Consider the following 14,843-nt stretch of genomic DNA (forward strand, 5'->3'; position numbering starts at 1 on the left):
AAAAAGAGCGCTTACCCTCGTAGCAATTTTTCTAAAGCGTTCAAATGCTCTTGAAAGGCTTGTTTGCCCTCCTTTGAAGGCATGTAAGTGGTATTGGGCTTTTTACCCACAAACTGCTTGCTCACCTCCACATAGCCTGCTTTTTCGAGGGCGGCTACGTGGCTGGCCAGATTGCCATCGGTCAGGTCGAGGGCTTCTTTTAGCTCATTGAAGCTCACGGGGTCGCTTTGACCCAATAGCACAGCCATCACCCCCAGGCGCACGCGATGGTCGAAGGCTTTGTTGAGAATGTGAATATTGTGCTTCACAGGGCGCGGGCGGTCCGTTCGTAACGGTTGTACATGATCAGGCCGTAAATGATATGGCTCAGGCCAAAGCCCAGTGCGAAAAAAATCAGCCCGTAGCCGGGAAATAATACTGCTACCAGCCCCAGCGCAATTTCGGTGAGGCCCAGCCACCGGATTTCCTCCAAGGTGTACTTACTGGCATTCAGCAAAGCTAGGCCATAAAACAGCAACATACCCGGCACTACCAGTCCGGCTGCTCCTTGCAGGTAAATAGCCAGGCAAAAAAGCCCCCCGGCCACCAGCGGAATGGCCAAGCTCAGCGCTAGTCGCCGTCCAATAGCGCTCCACAGTTGCGCGTTGGCTTGTTGGGCGCGGCGGCGAGTAAAATAGAAAGCCACCAGCAGCGCCAACAAAATAATGCCCCCCGCTAACCCCAGCAGAAACGGCAGTGCCCGCAGCCGCTCCTGCTCCGAGGCCTGCATCACGCGCACAAATTCCTGGGTACTGCCGTACTCCTGGCCCAGATACCAGTAGCCGACACCCACGCCCGCCAGCGCCACCACGCCCGCCGCAATTCCCGACAGGCCGCTCAGCGACAAAAAACGCGACGAGCGCTCCATGATGGCGCGAATCTCAGTAAGCTGGGCGAGCGGATCGACGGCTGAATTCATATCGACAAAAGTACTTTGTTTTGCAAAGTTGCAAAGATTACCCTGATTCGCAACTAAGGAAGCGGATGATTCTACTTTGTGACCAATATAATTTCGGAACCTGTAGAGACGCGACACCGCAAATTACATTGGAATGAGGCCAAAACAACTCCCTTAGGTTCAGCAAATCCGTTACAGTATCTCAATGCTACCGCAGCTACGAACTAATAAATACTCTAACGCAATCATTACTTGAAGCTCCGTCTACACTTATTCGAGTTTGAAGACCAGCCTTGGTTCCCAAGTATCATTCGGGCGGGCATGATGGACTATTTGCGCTTCATGACCAGCCGCTTAGGCATTTATCAGCCGCTGGTGCCGGTACTACAGGAGGCGCTGATGAAGACCGGCCAACTTCACTTACTCGAACTCGGCGCGGGCGCGGGCGGCGGCACCGACGGCGTGGCGCGGGCACTACGTCAGCTGCCCGGCTTGGCCGACCTGCGCGTTACCCTCACCGATTTATACCCGCAGCCCAGCGCTTGGCAAGGCATTCAGGAAAGCTCTGGGGGGCAAATTGGCTACGAAATAGCGCCCGTGGATGCTACGGCGGTGCCCGCCCACCTCACCGGCTTTCGGACCATGTTCTCCGCCTTCCATCACTTTACGCCCGCAGCGGCCGAGGCTATTCTTGCAGACGCTGTGCGGCAAGGTGCTGGCATTGGAGTATTTGAGGGCGCCGGCAAACACTGGCACGAAATCCTGCTGGCTTGGACGATTTTGCCCATCATGCAGGTGCTTGCTACACCATTTATGCCGCCATTTCGGCTGAGTCGTCTGTTTTTCACTTTCATTATTCCCCTAATTCCGCTGTGCACCATCTGGGATGGGACCGTATCTATCCTGCGCATGTACCCAACCGATGAGCTATTACAATTGGCTCATCGCGCTGACTCGAGGGGCAAATTCGAGTGGCAGACTGGCAAGGTGAAACATTGGTCTGGCTCACAGGTGACGTATTTGGTTGGCTGGCCGAAAAAGGCGTAAACCCAGAAAACAGATTTCATCCTGTCGAGTGGAATGCATCTTCACTTACCTTTCTACCTTATCAGGTAATTGCTACCCAGACTTTTTATGCTCCTCGCTTACCGCCGTGCTGTGCCGCTGCTGCGCATCCCCTTTTCCGTGTACCTAATGCCGGTATTCTGGTTTGGGCTGAGCGCCTTGCGGCAGCCGTATAGTCCGTGGCGCGCAGTGGGCGTGTTTGTGGTGCTGCACGTGCTGGCTTACCCGGCCTCCAACGGCTACAACTCCTATTACGACCGCGACGAAGGCAGCATCGGCGGCCTCAAAAAGCCCCCAAAGTGTCGGAGGAATTGCTTCATTTGGTGTGGCTGTTCGATGTGCTAGCCGTGGTATGCGCCTGGCTACTCAGTCCGTTGTTTGCGGGGCTGATAGCCATTTACTTACTCATTTCTAAAGCTTACAGCTACGAAGGTATTCGGCTGAAGAAGTATCCATTTGTGAGTACGCTAGTGGTGGTGGTATTCCAAGGTGCCTTCACATTTCTGATGACCCAAGTGGGCGTGGGGGGCAATTTTGAAGAGATTTTAGCTACCGATAACTTGCTACTGGCCTTGGTGAGTACGCTGTTTTTGTGCGGTTCCTATCCACTCACGCAGGTGTATCAGCACCAAGAAGACCGGCAGCGCGGCGACCAAACCTTGAGCCTCGTGCTGGGTATTCGGGGCACGTTTGTGTTTGCGGCGGTGGGCTTGCTGTTCGGCGCCGCATTGCTGGGCTTTACGTATTGGCAGCGCGGCGAGCTTCGCAACCTACTTATCTTCCTGATAGCTACCGGTCCAGTAGTGGCTTTGTTTAGCCGTTGGGCTTTTCTGGCGTGGTCGGATGTGGCGGCGGCCAGCTTTGAGCGCACGATGCGTATGAACCAGGTTTCGTCGCTGTGTTTGAGTGCGGCTTTCGTGTTGATGCTGGTGCTGAGGCATTGGGTAACGCAGTAGCCAAACCCGCAGAAATCTGCTTAAAAAAGCCCCCCGGAACAGTATTGCAACTGGCTACGTATGGGAAGAGCCTCCAAATTGCCTTCCCATATGCGTCACGTTCTCTTCTCCGCTTTACTGCTGTCGGTCTTCGGAGCTTGTTCCAGACCCGATCCAACGCGAATAGAGTCATCGGATACGGCGAGTGCTACTGCCCCGGCCGAGCCTATGGATACAACTCGCGCGCCAGCCGTCAATGCCCAATCGGATACATTGAAAACGGTACAGCGGCGGCACCGCTTTTCTTCCCCTTCTACCGATGATACGTTTCGCCTCGTACTACGCGGTCCTTCTCTGCTGGCGGGCGAAGCCACTTTCACCATTACCAACTCCAGTGGCGAAACGATTTTTCGCGAAGTAGTATCTGCTGCCGATCTGGAGGCATCTATGGTGTATGAAATGAAAAACAACACCGCTACGCAGGCCGAGCGCGAAGCTTTTGTACGGCGCCGCATGGACGAGTTTTTTACCGATAAAAACTTTCGCACGCCAGCCGTTACGACCAAAGACATTTACCAAGCGGGCACTATCGACCGCACGACTTGGGACGACCTCCGCCGCCGCCCCGATTCTATCGGTTTTCAGTATTTGGTTGGCAAAGAGGATGGCCGCCGCATAGCTTGGTCGCCGCTAAAACAGCAGGTAGTGCGAATCGGTGGCTTCGGTGGCTGAGTTCCTCCAGGATTTTACTGCTCTTCCGTGGCTTGCTGCAACGCTTGCCGTACGGCTTTGCTAAACGCTTCATACGGCTGAAAACCCCGCGCCAGCACATAACCCTGCTGACCGACACGCAAGATTGTTGTCGGAAACCCTTGGACTCCAATACGTTCCACCGCCGCAAATTCCTGCCGCGTAGCATGAGCCGTTTCGGGCAGCGCCAAGCGACGCTCAAACTCAGCTACTTCAATCGCATAGGGCGCTATCAGGTCAGTATAGATAGCCGGATCATTCAAATCCTGGCCCTTAAAATAATGCGCCCGCTGGATATCGTGGGCAAAATCGACGACACGGCTGGGGTCGGTATTTAGCTGCCGAAAAACGGTGAGGGCGCGGCAGGGCGGCTCAGAATTCTGAATAACGCTGCCTTCCTCTCCCAACTGCAGATACGCCTCACCAAAACGCACTCCTGCTGCCCGCTCTACATCCTGCAGCGCATTTTTGATGTAATTCCACTTAGCGCGCAAAGGGGCCACTCGGTCGCCGGTTACCATACCACCGCTGAGCACTGACACCTGAATCTGGCTTGCCATTTCAGTGCGCACGCGCTGTATTACGGGCGTCATACCGTAGCACCAGCCACACAGCGGATCAAAGATGTAGAGCAGTTCGGGGAGGTCGGGCGTGTTTTCCATGCTTCAAAGTACTGTCTTATGCAGGCGCGGTGCAAGTAGGTATTATTGAGTGTCAACTTGCAGTACGGCCAACAGGTATACAAACACACTACATTCAGTAAGCACAAAAAAGCCCCCATACTATAGCTGGGGGCTTTTTTTATTTTAAGAAACACTCTAGCCGTTCATCGACATCAAGAACTCGTTGTTGTTCTTGGTGTCTTTGATGCGGTCTTTTAGGAACTCCATGGCCTCTACGGCGGTCATGTCAGACATGAACTTACGGAGCACCCAGATGCGGCTCAACTCTTCTTTGCCCATGAGCAAATCTTCGCGGCGAGTGCCGGAAGCTGGTACGTCGATGGCTGGGAAGATGCGCTTGTTGGCCAGTTTGCGGTCCAGCTGCAATTCCATGTTGCCGGTACCTTTGAATTCCTCAAAGATAACCTCGTCCATCTTGGAGCCAGTTTCAATCAGGGCCGTAGCAATAATGGTTAGCGAGCCACCATTCTCCACGTTGCGGGCTGCGCCGAAGAAGCGCTTGGGCTTGTGCAAAGCATTGGCATCGACACCACCCGACAGGATTTTGCCCGAAGCGGGCTGCACCGTGTTATATGCACGGGCCAAACGAGTAATAGAGTCGAGCAGAATTACGACATCGTGACCACACTCTACAAGACGCTTGGCTTTATCCAAGGCAATGCTGGCAATCTTCACGTGGCGGTCAGCCGTTTCGTCGAAAGTCGAGCTAAGTACTTCGGCTTTCACCGAGCGAGCCATGTCAGTCACCTCTTCCGGCCGCTCATCGATAAGCAGAATGATGAGGTAGACTTCAGGGTGATTTTCGGAAATAGCGTTGGCAATTTCCTGCAACAGAACCGTCTTACCGGTTTTTGGCTGGGCTACAATCAAACCGCGCTGGCCTTTACCGATCGGCGCGAACAAGTCCAGAATACGAGTGCTAAGCAAGCTCGACTTGGTCGTCAGCTTCAAGCGCTCCTCAGCAAAGAGCGGCGTGAGGTTGTTGAACGGAATCCGGTCGCGAGCTTCTTCTACCGTGCGGCCGTTGATGCTTTCCACTCCTACCAGCGCGAAGTATTTTTCGCCTTCGCGGGGCGGACGAATCGTGCATTTTACCGTATCGCCGGCTTTTAAGCCAAACTGTTTTACCTGCTGTGGTGCCACATATATATCATCGGGCGAGGCGAGGTAGTTGTAGAAGGGCGAGCGCAGGAAGCCGTAGCCACCATCGGGCATGAGCTCCAAGGTGCCTTCACCATCTACTACAATATCAAAGTCGTTACGCGGACGCTGGGGTTGGCCGGCTGGCTGCTGACCATCAGCAGGGCGAGGGGCACGCTGCTGGTCGCGGGCTGCGAAGCGGTCATCACGGCGCTGCTGGTCGCGGCCTTCCCGTGGCTCCCGATTCTCACGCGGCTCCCGGTTCTCTCTTGGTTCGCGGGGCTCGCGCAATTCCCGAGGCTCTCGGTTTTCCCGAGGCTCGCGCAGTTCACGTGGTTCGCGGTTATCGCGGGGCACATCGCGCAACGGGCGTGGCTCCCGATTCTCACGGTTATTGTCACGCGGTTCGCGGGGCTCCCGGAAATCACGGGGCTCACGCGGTGCATCGTTACGGTATTCCCGCTCGCGAGGGCCATCTGTACGCGGCTCACGCTGTTCTCTAAGTTCGCGGGGCTCACGGCCATCGCGGTATTCCCGTTCGCGGGGGGCAGTAGGATGATCAGTACGCGGCTCGCGTGGTGCATTAGGCACAAAGGAAACAGGCGCAGGAGCCGTTTCGGAGTGGGCTGCGGCAGCCGCTTCAACTGCACCTTCCGGCGTTAGCGAAGCTGGCACATCACCACCTGATGTATCGATGCCATTAGCGATACCATTCGAAGAAGTAGGTGCTATCTCTTCGGTGCGGTTGCGCTCCACACCATTGCGCACGCGGCGCTCAGGCCGCTGGTACAACTTTACTGGGCGGGCGGCTCCAGCGTCCGGCGCTGGCTCAGCATCGACAGCTACAGTAGCCTCGGCGGGAGTGGCTGCGGCTGCGATAGCCGGTGCTTCAGCCAACGCTAACTCCGGCGCTACTGCCAAAGCCGCATCAACGGCCACAATGGGAGCAGGAGCAGCGGTTCGGGGAGCACGGGCGCGTGCTGGGGCCGGGCGCGCAGCGGGGGCCGTGGGTGCGGCTGCCGGTACGGCATTGGCTTCAGCTACATCCGAAAAGGGCAGCTCAGCTCCATTCTTGGCGCTGGCGGGTTTTATTTTCTGGGGAAGCTGATCGGCGGGAATAATGGCCTGCTGATCGAGAATCTTATAAATCAGATCCTGCTTGCTGAGCTTTTTGAAGTTACCAACCTTCAGCTCTTCCGCTATTTCTTTTAGCTCGGAAAGCAAACGGTCCTTCAATTCTTCAATATTGTACATAAACTAAACTAGTAGGAAAACGGGCAGAAGGGGGTGGAGATACCAGACAGGACAGGATAGGGAGCAGCACAGGCCAACCGGGGCATAAAGGGCAACCGCAGCGCGGCGCGAAGCACAGAATACGTAGGGAAAATGGGGTACTCGGGAGGCGCTGGAAATAAAAGCGGGCCGTACGCGAGCAAAAATTACTGCGGACCCGGCATCAGCCGCCGGCTTGTTGCCGCAATGTTAGACTAATACGGGTAAACCGCCAAATCAGATACGCTTTTTTTCGGGCTATTCGCCACAATAGTAAGGACATTCGCGCTGCTTTAATGGTTCGCCCCGGCTTATTTACTTGTGTAGGGCGTTTAGGGCAGCCTGATATTTACGACTGCTCCGACTACAAAAAGCTTCCGCTACTTCCCTACTTTTGCCCTATGCTGCAAGTTTCCGTTTTAAAAGAACACACTGACCTCGTGCTGGCTGGCTTAGCCAAAAAGTACTACCCAACTGCTGAGGCCGACGTGACGGCCATTCTCAACCTCGATCAGCGCCGCCGTCAACTGCAAACCACCCACGACTCAGCCCAGGCTGAAGCGAATGAGTTGGCGCGCCAAATTGGTGGCTTGATGAAGAGCGGCGACAAAGCCGGAGCCGAAGACCTGAAAGCCCGTACTGCGAGCCTCAAAGCCGATATCAAAACCCACGCTGACGAGTTAGGACAGGTAGAAATTGCTTTACAGCAGCTACTGCTCAAGCTGCCCAATCTGCCCCATAGTAGCGTGCCCGCAGGCCGTACTCCGCAGGAGAATGAAGTGGTATTAGAGCACGGCACAAAGCCAGATTTGCCCCCACGGCCCTCCCCCACTGGGATTTGATTAAGAAATACGACATCATCGACTTCGAGCTGGGCAACAAAATCAGTGGCGCTGGCTTTCCGGTATATAAAGGGCAAGGTGCGCGTTTACAGCGTGCGCTTATCAATTTTTTCCTGGATGAAGCGCGGGAGGCCGGCTATTTTGAAGTGCAGCCGCCCATTCTGGTAAATGAGGCCTCGGGCTACGGCACGGGCCAATTGCCCGACAAAGATGGCCAGATGTACCACGACGCGCAGGACAATCTCTACCTGATTCCGACGGCCGAGGTGCCCATTACCAATCTTTACCGCGACGAGATTATTGCCACCGATAAGCTTCCCATTCGCAATGCGGGCTACACGCCCTGCTTTCGGCGCGAAGCTGGCTCTTGGGGTGCCGATGTGCGCGGCCTCAACCGCCTGCACCAATTCGACAAGGTAGAAATCGTCCAAATAGCCTTACCTGAGCAGAGCTACACTATTTTGGAGGAAATGCGGGCCCATATTGAGGGCCTGCTGCAAAAGCTGGAATTGCCCTACCGCGTGCTACGCCTCTGCGGCGGCGATATGAGCTTTACGTCGGCCCTCACTTACGACCTCGAAGTATGGAGCGCCGCCCAAGGCAGATGGCTGGAAGTAAGCTCGGCCAGTAACTTTGAAACGTACCAGGCTAACCGCCTTAAGCTGCGCTACCGTGCTGAAGGTGGCAAAACTCAGCTTCTGCATACACTCAATGGTTCGGCCCTCGCATTGCCTCGTATTGTAGCTGCCTTGCTGGAAAACAACCAGGCTGAGGACGGCATCCACTTGCCAAAAGCGCTGCACAGCTACTGCGGCTTCGATAAGATCAGCAACTAGTTTCTTTATTTGAAGAAAAAAGCCCCCAGACGTTGTCTGGGGGGCTTTTTTCTTGCCCGTATTGGTCAAGTCCGTTTTCAAGCACGTTATAAATAATAGGTTAATACTCAACAAACGCGCTATCAACGTAGCACCAGGCCCACCGCTCACCGGGTTCGGCGGAGGTGATGACGGGATGATTGGTAGCGTGGAAATGGCGAGTAGCGTGCTTGTTTTTGGAGTTGTCGCAGCAGCCCACGTGGCCGCAAGTCTGGCATACGCGCAAGTGTACCCACTCGTCGCCCTGGGCTACGCATTCGGGGCAGATGTACTGCTCATCCTTGATAATCGCTGTTAAGCTACCAAGATGAGCGCAAGGCGATTTAGCTTCCATAAAAATGGTTTTAGAAGAGGAATCAGTTGCTTTCGGGCACCAGTTGAGTTCTGATGCGCAAGCCACTCATCAGGGTTTTCTGCACGGGGCACTTCTGCGAAATTATCTCTAATCGCTGGCGCTGCTCCTGCGTGAGTGGCCCCACGAGCCGCAATTCCTTTTCTACTTCCTCCAGCATCTGGCCTTCTTGTTCGCACTGCTCGCAGTCGGTGCGATGCACGCGTTGATGGCGTAAGCGAACTTCTATAGCTTCCAGAGGCCACTTTTTCTGATCGGCGTAGAGGCGCAGGGTGATAGCAGTGCAGGCTCCCAGCGCCGCGAGCAACATATCGTACGGCGTTGGTCCTCGGTCTTCGCCACCTACCCCTTCGGGCTCATCCAGCACAAACGTATGGCGTCCGGCCTGCACATCAGCTAGCAGAGCATCAGGACCAACTTTCACAAGAACGGACTTAACAGAACTATCAGCCATAGTACTAGGAATAGGTAGGAGAGCTAAAATTTACTCTTTTTCTCCTTCAATTATCTCACTGCGATAAAGTTCTATAAGCACAGAGGGCTGCTCCCACCCAATGACAGAAGCAGCCCTCCTATTCTTGACACGAATGTCAGATTTACTACACCTTAGGATTTGGGCGTGTAAGGAAACTTCTTCGAAGCATTGCGCATCAGCATGTTCACCATACCTTCCGTCGAGCTTCCTACCGAGCCAGCAGCTACGTAGTCGTACTTCCACAGCAGCTTACCGGCGTCCGATTCGTGGATATTGACGGTAATGTTGGCTTGATTGGTGGCGCCCCAAGCACCTACCAATACACCCACAGCCAAGGCAGCACCGTCGCTCATGGGCTTGGTGGTGCGTACGCTGGTAGTCAATACAGCATCAACGCCGAGTACTTTAGCAAGTTCTTGGGCAGAGTGCGTACGCAATTCCTCGTACGGAATCTGGAGCTCACGCAGTTTGGCGTTGGTTTGCGTTACGTCCTGAAATTGAACTGTATAGCCGCGCTGCTGGCTCCGACGCAACAACCACGCATAGATTTTTTCCTGAAAGTCGATACCACTTTTGTATTCCAGGTCGCGCTGCTGCTCCGCTGTCGTATTGCGTGCTTGGTTGGGGCGCAGTTGCATTGTCACGGAAGCGGGTAGAATGGCTACCGTTTTGTGTTTAGGGGCATAAGAGCGAAAGTCGTTCGCCAGATAAATGTTAGGACCGCAAGCTGTACATAAGGACAGCACAACCAGCGTGAGGGCGCGAGCCCCAAGCGTAAAAAGGCGCATAAATGAAGTAAAAGAGGAAAGGTTAGAATATGGTTTTATCGGCAAATCAACAACTTCTTTGCAACTTTTAAAACAACATATTCGTATATCGCCCTCTTTTTTTATTCAGCTTCAGGATATAGCCCTCAGAGGCCATGTTCGCATTCCTACGCTCCCTGTTAGTTGCCAGCAAACACTCTATCAACGCCCATCGCGCGTGGGGGGCAAATCCAAGTCAAATTGAATTTCGCGCATACACTTAAAATGGCCTTGGGGGCATTTTTCATAACCTATCTTAGAGCACGGCCGACACGAGAGCCCTGGCCTTTCCAGAATGCGAAACTCGGTGCGGTAAGGATACATGCCAAACTCCGGCACCGTATTACCCCAAATGCTGAAAATCTCTTTCTTAAAGGCTGCCGCAATGTGCATCAGACCCGTATCGTGGCTCACTACTAGCTGCGCCTGTTGTACCAAAGAGGCCGATTGGTTGAGCGAATACTGCCCGCAGGCGTTATAAATAATAGTGTGGGGCGCTTTAGCAATGCTGGCCTCCGAAGGAAAATAATAAGGGCTGTCGGGCACTTTCCGCGCGAGTGGCGGCGAGGCCGCTGCGTGCTTGGCAAAGGCCAGTTCCACCACATGACCCGTCGTTTCGTCCTCAGGCCCGCCAAGCAATACCACTGGACGGCGCAACAACCCACATAACTCAATGATCCGGTCGACGGGCAGGCGCTTGGTGGCATGCTGCGCCCCAATAGCAAAGGCCACATAGCCTTGCTGAAAGCCGACAGGAAGCGTATTAAGGCTCACTTTATCCTTGGAAGGAATAAAGTAATCTAAGCCTTGACCATCATTGCGCACGCCCAAGGGCGCGGCAGCAGCTAAGTAGCGATCTACAATGTGCTGCTGTGGTAGGGTATTTATCTTTAGGTTCACCAACAGCCATTTGCGCAGATTGAGCTTGTCAAAGCTCGACGAAGGTATTCCCAACCGCAGCTTCAGCAAACGGGTACGCAGATTATTATGCAAATCAATGATGTAATCGAAACGCTCGGCTTTCAGCTCATTTACCAAGTCCGTGAGTGAGCCCGTAAGGTAATGCGCCTTAGCCACATACGGATTTGGCTCGATGATACTGCGATAAGCCGGCTTGGTACAGAAATGCACCTGCGCACCCGCCACCTGCTGCTTCAGCGCCCGCACCACGGGCGTTGTCAGCACAATGTCGCCGATAGAGGAGAAGCGCAGAACAAGAATTTTCATAAGCTATTTAACGGCAGCCGAGCCACCATTAAAACAAAGTCGTTTTGAATTCTTCGGCCGGCTTAATCTTGGCTTTCCGTTGGGCAAAGTACGTGTCTACTTCCTCCCGCGACATGGCATTAAACGTCATTTCCTTCGTCAGGCCACCTTTGCGCCCCATAAACACGCCGTAGCGCATATCCGCGTAGCCGTTGGTGTGGTGCGCATCAGGGTTGATACTCAGTTTCACGCCTTGATCGAGGGCATAGCGCACCCAGCGCCAGTCTAGATCTAGCCGCCACGGATTAGCATTAATCTCAATAATAACCTGATGCTTAGCGCAGGCATCAATAACAGCCTTATAGTCGATTGGGTAGCCTTCGCGGCGAAGTAACAACCGCCCGGTTGGGTGGCCCAACATCGTACAATACGGATTCTCAATGGCCCGAAGCAGGCGCGTGGTAGCACGGGCCTCATCCATTTTGAGGTTGCTATGCACGGAGGCCACGACAAAGTCAAACGAGGCCAGCACCGAGGGTTGATAATCTAAAGCACCATCGCCGAGAATATCACTTTCGATACCCTTAAAAATGCGAAAGGGGGCCAGTTCTTTGTTAAGTTCATCTATTTCGCGGTGCTGCTGGCGCACGCGCTCCGGGCTGAGGCCGTTGGCATAGTGCGCGGCCTGCGAGTGGTCGCAAATTCCCAGGTACTCGTAGCCTTCATCCCGCAGAAACTCGGCCATTTGACGCAGCGTATGCGCCCCATCGGAGTAGTTGCTGTGGTTGTGCACACTACCGCGCAGGTCGGCATCTTCCAGCAAGTTGGGCAGTTTGTGCTCTTTGGCTAATGTTAGCTCACCAAGGCCTTCACGCAATTCAGGCTCTACGTATTGCAGTCCGGCTTTTTCGTAAATGGCCGTTTCTTGGTAGAATCGCTCCTTTTTCAGCAACTGCCGCAACGTAGCCGGCTGCCCATGCGCAGCTTGGGGGGCAAATATTTCAGACAAATGCGCCTCGGCACCCGTCAACAGAAAGAGTTGATTTGTGAAATCTTCCTTTGCCACTAGCAGCACCTCCACTTTTACACCGGAGGTTGTAGCAGTCCCGCGCCACGCAAAAGGGCCCGAGCGCATGGGGTCGGCGGTAAGGCCATCCAGGGAGTTTAGTAGCTTATGTGCTTTTTCTGGCTGGGTAGTAGCGGCTACCAGCACCACATTTTCCACTACCTCCAGGCGTCGGCGTACTTCCCCGGCTACCGCTACCGACTCCGTAAATAGTTCCTCCTGCAAGCGGGCAACCAAATCGGCGGCTAGCTCTTCGGCTTGCGGATACAGCAGCTTGCCCCGGCTTTGGTCATTGAATTCGAGGGCTTGCAGAATGGCGTCTTGCGTTTTTTTGCCAAATCCTTTGAGCTTACTTACCTCATCACGCTCAGCGGCGGCACGCAGCGCGTCGGGGCTTTCGACGCCCAGCTCACGCCACAGCGCCCGAATCTTTTTTGGGCCGATGCCCTTGATATTCAGCATCTCCACCACACCGGGCGGCGTGATGCTGAGCAGACGCGTCAGTTCCTCGAAAGAGCCGGTGTCCAGCATTTCGGCCACGCGAGCCGCGGCAGTTTTGCTCAGACCCGTGCGGTCGGGCAGGCCGGTGCGCTCTACTTCGGCCACCGAAAACTCTAGGCGTTCGAGGGCAGCAGCGGTGCCTTCGTAGGCCCGAATTTTAAATGGGTTTTCATCGTGCACTTCCAGCAGCGAGGCCGCAAGGCGGAAGGCACGAATCAGGGCGCGATTGTCCAAAACAGAAGCAGAATTTGCCCCCCAGCGGGGGATGGAGAAGGAAAGTAAAGGTACAGTGTTGGGAAATATTATGTTTTAAATAATATAGGCTAATAAAGGCAACGGGTGTTTTCGGGTACAACTATTGATGGTGAAATAGAAGCCACTAATTTACAAGTCCATTTCCCACTCTTACGCCGTTGTCATGCGCCTGTTTTCTCTGCTTTGCTGCCTGAGTGTGTTGCTGCTGGCCGTAACGTGCAAACCCGACCCGCGCAAGTCGCCGCAGTTGCGCTTGCTTGAAGGCACTTGGCTGCACGCCCACGAGGAGGACACGGAAGATGTGGAAGTATATCGGCCTAATACGTATTCGTTTGGTCCCTCGCGCGGCCGCACGGGGTTCTGCTTCGAGCATAATGGTCTCTTCACGCAGTACGACATTGCCCCCACCGATGGCCTCGAAGGGCATAAAGGCCAGTGGAAGGCCGAAAGTGAGACGGTACTACGCATTACCCCCGATAATAAAGAAGAGCCCGGCTACAGGCTCGAAATTGTGTCGCTGGACAAAGATTTATTGAAAGTTCGTCGCTTGCCACAATAGGCTTGCAACCTTTCGTTCAGCTTGCGCCTCCTAGTACTGTTCTATTCTATCTTCAATTATGCGCATTTTTACTCTTACGCTCCTAACCGCTTTTGTAGCACTGGTATTGGCGGCCTGTACTGAAAACGTAGGCGACCTGATGAAGCTAAACCCAGAGGGACCTACGGGGCCGCTCTACGGTCGCTCCTGGTATAACTCGCATGAGGCCCGGCCCGGTGATACCGTTATTTACCGGCCCCAGGGCTATATAATGCCCCCCAGCGTGCCCCGCTACGGCCCTATTTATCTGGATGGGCTGCGCTTTGATAAGGATGGCCAGTTTATGTTCTACACGTTTGGTCCGGCCGATGCCCCAGAGGCGCATATTGGTCGCTGGGAACCCATGAAGGAAAACCAGGATATCCTGACGATGACGCTCGAAAACGCGGAGCTGCGACCTCCCTTTCGGTTGCGCGTGCTGCGCGTTGAGAACGACAAGCTAGTTGTATTGCGCCTGCGCTAAGCACCTTCCGACTACTGTTGGGGGGCAAAAAAGCCCGGCAAAAGCCATTCTAAAGAAATTTAGAGCGTCTTTTGCCGGGCTTTTTTGCGTGTTGTATTTCCTGAATCTCCAGCTGACTTAGTTTTTTGAAGTGAATTACTGGCTTGTTAAATCCGAACCTACGGCCTATTCCTGGGCTGACTTTGTGCGCGACGGGCGCACCGACTGGACTGGCGTCCGCAACTTTCAGGCGCGCAATTACCTGCAACAGATGCAGCCCGGCGACCTTGTTCTGTTCTATCACAGCGTAACCGACAAAACTGTGGTCGGCATGGCTGAGGTAGCTGCTCCCGCCGCCCCCGATGCTACCGCCCCACCCGAAAGCGGCTGGGTAGCCGTGGCATTGCGTCCGCACCAGCCATTACCTAAACCTGTGTCGTTGGCCGCCATTAAGCTCGACGCGCGCCTGAGCCAGATTGGCCTTTTGCGCCAGTCGCGCCTGTCGGTGATGCCGCTGCGCAGCGAGGAGTTTGATGTTGTGCTGGAGTTGGGCAGCTAAGTACTGAACCATATTTTCGGCAAAAAAGCCTGTCTACCATCCGTAGAGCTGGCCTTTCCTCTTGTGCGTGGGCTGGGGGGCTTT

Annotated in this window: 16 protein-coding genes and 1 pseudogene; 8 read left to right on the top strand and 9 right to left on the bottom strand. The window is 54.5% G+C overall.

Translation table 11 applies throughout. The features are described 5' to 3' along the window. Positions 1–11 precede the first annotated feature (11 nt). Positions 12–308, bottom strand: coding sequence for a winged helix-turn-helix domain-containing protein (locus tag G7064_RS07790; protein ID WP_133271841.1), 297 nt, complete (start codon positions 306–308; stop codon positions 12–14). Further along, positions 305–958, bottom strand: a complete 654-nt coding sequence (locus G7064_RS07795) for a hypothetical protein (RefSeq protein ID WP_166073148.1) — start codon at positions 956–958, stop codon at positions 305–307. Before G7064_RS07795 ends, G7064_RS07790 begins: the two co-directional genes overlap by 4 nt. Positions 959–1,189: 231 nt before the next feature. Between G7064_RS07795 and G7064_RS07800 the strand changes: the two genes are divergently transcribed. The 4 genes from G7064_RS07800 (at position 1,190) to G7064_RS07810 (ending at position 3,669) form a co-directional block, all read left to right on the top strand. Continuing rightward, complete coding sequence (locus tag G7064_RS07800) at positions 1,190–1,984, top strand: class I SAM-dependent methyltransferase (protein WP_166073149.1); 795 nt, start codon at positions 1,190–1,192, stop codon at positions 1,982–1,984. A gap of 87 nt (positions 1,985–2,071) precedes the next feature. Beyond that, positions 2,072–2,347, top strand: a complete 276-nt coding sequence (locus tag G7064_RS22290; RefSeq protein ID WP_240935807.1) for a UbiA family prenyltransferase — start codon at positions 2,072–2,074, stop codon at positions 2,345–2,347. Continuing rightward, complete coding sequence (locus tag G7064_RS07805) at positions 2,302–2,958, top strand: UbiA family prenyltransferase (RefSeq protein ID WP_240935808.1); 657 nt, start codon at positions 2,302–2,304, stop codon at positions 2,956–2,958. The genes G7064_RS22290 and G7064_RS07805 overlap by 46 nt, the downstream gene beginning before the upstream one ends. Before the next feature lie 90 nt (positions 2,959–3,048). Further along, complete coding sequence (locus G7064_RS07810; protein ID WP_166073150.1) at positions 3,049–3,669, top strand: hypothetical protein; 621 nt, start codon at positions 3,049–3,051, stop codon at positions 3,667–3,669. Between the two features lie 14 nt (positions 3,670–3,683). Here G7064_RS07810 and G7064_RS07815 read toward each other — a convergent pair whose 3' ends face one another. Further along, entirely contained in the window at positions 3,684–4,349 is a 666-nt protein-coding gene (locus G7064_RS07815; RefSeq protein ID WP_166073151.1) for a DsbA family protein, read from the bottom strand. 156 nt (positions 4,350–4,505) lie between these two features. Then, on the bottom strand, positions 4,506–6,764 hold the full coding sequence (rho, locus tag G7064_RS07820) for a transcription termination factor Rho (RefSeq protein ID WP_166073152.1): 2,259 nt from the start codon (positions 6,762–6,764) through the stop codon (positions 4,506–4,508). A 419-nt stretch (positions 6,765–7,183) separates the two neighbouring features. Between rho and serS the strand changes: the two are divergent. Then, positions 7,184–8,460, top strand: a pseudogene (gene serS / locus G7064_RS07825) (serine--tRNA ligase). Between the two features lie 100 nt (positions 8,461–8,560). Here serS and G7064_RS07830 read toward each other — a convergent pair. The 5 genes from G7064_RS07830 to polX form a co-directional block, all read right to left on the bottom strand. Next, the gene (locus G7064_RS07830; protein WP_166073153.1) at positions 8,561–8,833 is read right to left on the bottom strand and encodes a UBP-type zinc finger domain-containing protein; all 273 of its coding nucleotides are present in this window, start codon (positions 8,831–8,833) and stop codon (positions 8,561–8,563) included. 22 nt (positions 8,834–8,855) lie between these two features. Further along, entirely contained in the window at positions 8,856–9,305 is a 450-nt protein-coding gene (locus tag G7064_RS07835) for an OsmC family protein (protein WP_166073154.1), read from the bottom strand. Between the two features lie 152 nt (positions 9,306–9,457). After that, entirely contained in the window at positions 9,458–10,114 is a 657-nt protein-coding gene (locus G7064_RS07840) for a hypothetical protein (RefSeq protein ID WP_166073155.1), read from the bottom strand. A 180-nt stretch (positions 10,115–10,294) separates the two neighbouring features. Beyond that, a complete protein-coding gene (locus tag G7064_RS07845; RefSeq protein ID WP_166073156.1) occupies positions 10,295–11,359 on the bottom strand; it encodes a glycosyltransferase family 9 protein in 1,065 nt (354 codons plus the stop codon). 28 nt (positions 11,360–11,387) lie between these two features. Next, positions 11,388–13,139, bottom strand: a complete 1,752-nt coding sequence (polX, locus tag G7064_RS07850) for a DNA polymerase/3'-5' exonuclease PolX (RefSeq protein ID WP_166073157.1) — start codon at positions 13,137–13,139, stop codon at positions 11,388–11,390. 184 nt (positions 13,140–13,323) lie between these two features. Between polX and G7064_RS07855 the strand changes: the two genes are divergently transcribed. The 3 genes from G7064_RS07855 (at position 13,324) to G7064_RS07865 (ending at position 14,759) form a co-directional block, all read left to right on the top strand. Further along, a complete protein-coding gene (locus G7064_RS07855; protein ID WP_166073158.1) occupies positions 13,324–13,719 on the top strand; it encodes a hypothetical protein in 396 nt (131 codons plus the stop codon). A gap of 58 nt (positions 13,720–13,777) precedes the next feature. Continuing rightward, positions 13,778–14,221, top strand: a complete 444-nt coding sequence (locus G7064_RS07860; protein ID WP_166073159.1) for a hypothetical protein — start codon at positions 13,778–13,780, stop codon at positions 14,219–14,221. A gap of 130 nt (positions 14,222–14,351) precedes the next feature. Beyond that, entirely contained in the window at positions 14,352–14,759 is a 408-nt protein-coding gene (locus tag G7064_RS07865; protein WP_166073160.1) for an EVE domain-containing protein, read from the top strand. Positions 14,760–14,843 lie beyond the last annotated feature (84 nt).

Source organism: Hymenobacter sp. HDW8 (assembly GCF_011305775.1).
Taxonomy (GTDB): Bacteria; Bacteroidota; Bacteroidia; order Cytophagales; family Hymenobacteraceae; genus Hymenobacter; species Hymenobacter radiodurans.

Coding starts and splice junctions, on each gene's coding strand:
- rho (WP_166073152.1), bottom strand. CDS start 6,764: ATGTACAATATTGAAGAATTGAAGGACCGTTTGCTTTCCGAGCTAAAA.
- G7064_RS07860 (WP_166073159.1), top strand. CDS start 13,778: ATGCGCATTTTTACTCTTACGCTCCTAACCGCTTTTGTAGCACTGGTA.
- G7064_RS07830 (WP_166073153.1), bottom strand. CDS start 8,833: ATGGAAGCTAAATCGCCTTGCGCTCATCTTGGTAGCTTAACAGCGATT.
- G7064_RS07840 (WP_166073155.1), bottom strand. CDS start 10,114: ATGCGCCTTTTTACGCTTGGGGCTCGCGCCCTCACGCTGGTTGTGCTG.
- G7064_RS07815 (WP_166073151.1), bottom strand. CDS start 4,349: ATGGAAAACACGCCCGACCTCCCCGAACTGCTCTACATCTTTGATCCG.
- G7064_RS07810 (WP_166073150.1), top strand. CDS start 3,049: ATGCGTCACGTTCTCTTCTCCGCTTTACTGCTGTCGGTCTTCGGAGCT.
- G7064_RS07845 (WP_166073156.1), bottom strand. CDS start 11,359: ATGAAAATTCTTGTTCTGCGCTTCTCCTCTATCGGCGACATTGTGCTG.
- G7064_RS22290 (WP_240935807.1), top strand. CDS start 2,072: ATGCTCCTCGCTTACCGCCGTGCTGTGCCGCTGCTGCGCATCCCCTTT.
- G7064_RS07835 (WP_166073154.1), bottom strand. CDS start 9,305: ATGGCTGATAGTTCTGTTAAGTCCGTTCTTGTGAAAGTTGGTCCTGAT.
- G7064_RS07855 (WP_166073158.1), top strand. CDS start 13,324: ATGCGCCTGTTTTCTCTGCTTTGCTGCCTGAGTGTGTTGCTGCTGGCC.
- G7064_RS07795 (WP_166073148.1), bottom strand. CDS start 958: ATGAATTCAGCCGTCGATCCGCTCGCCCAGCTTACTGAGATTCGCGCC.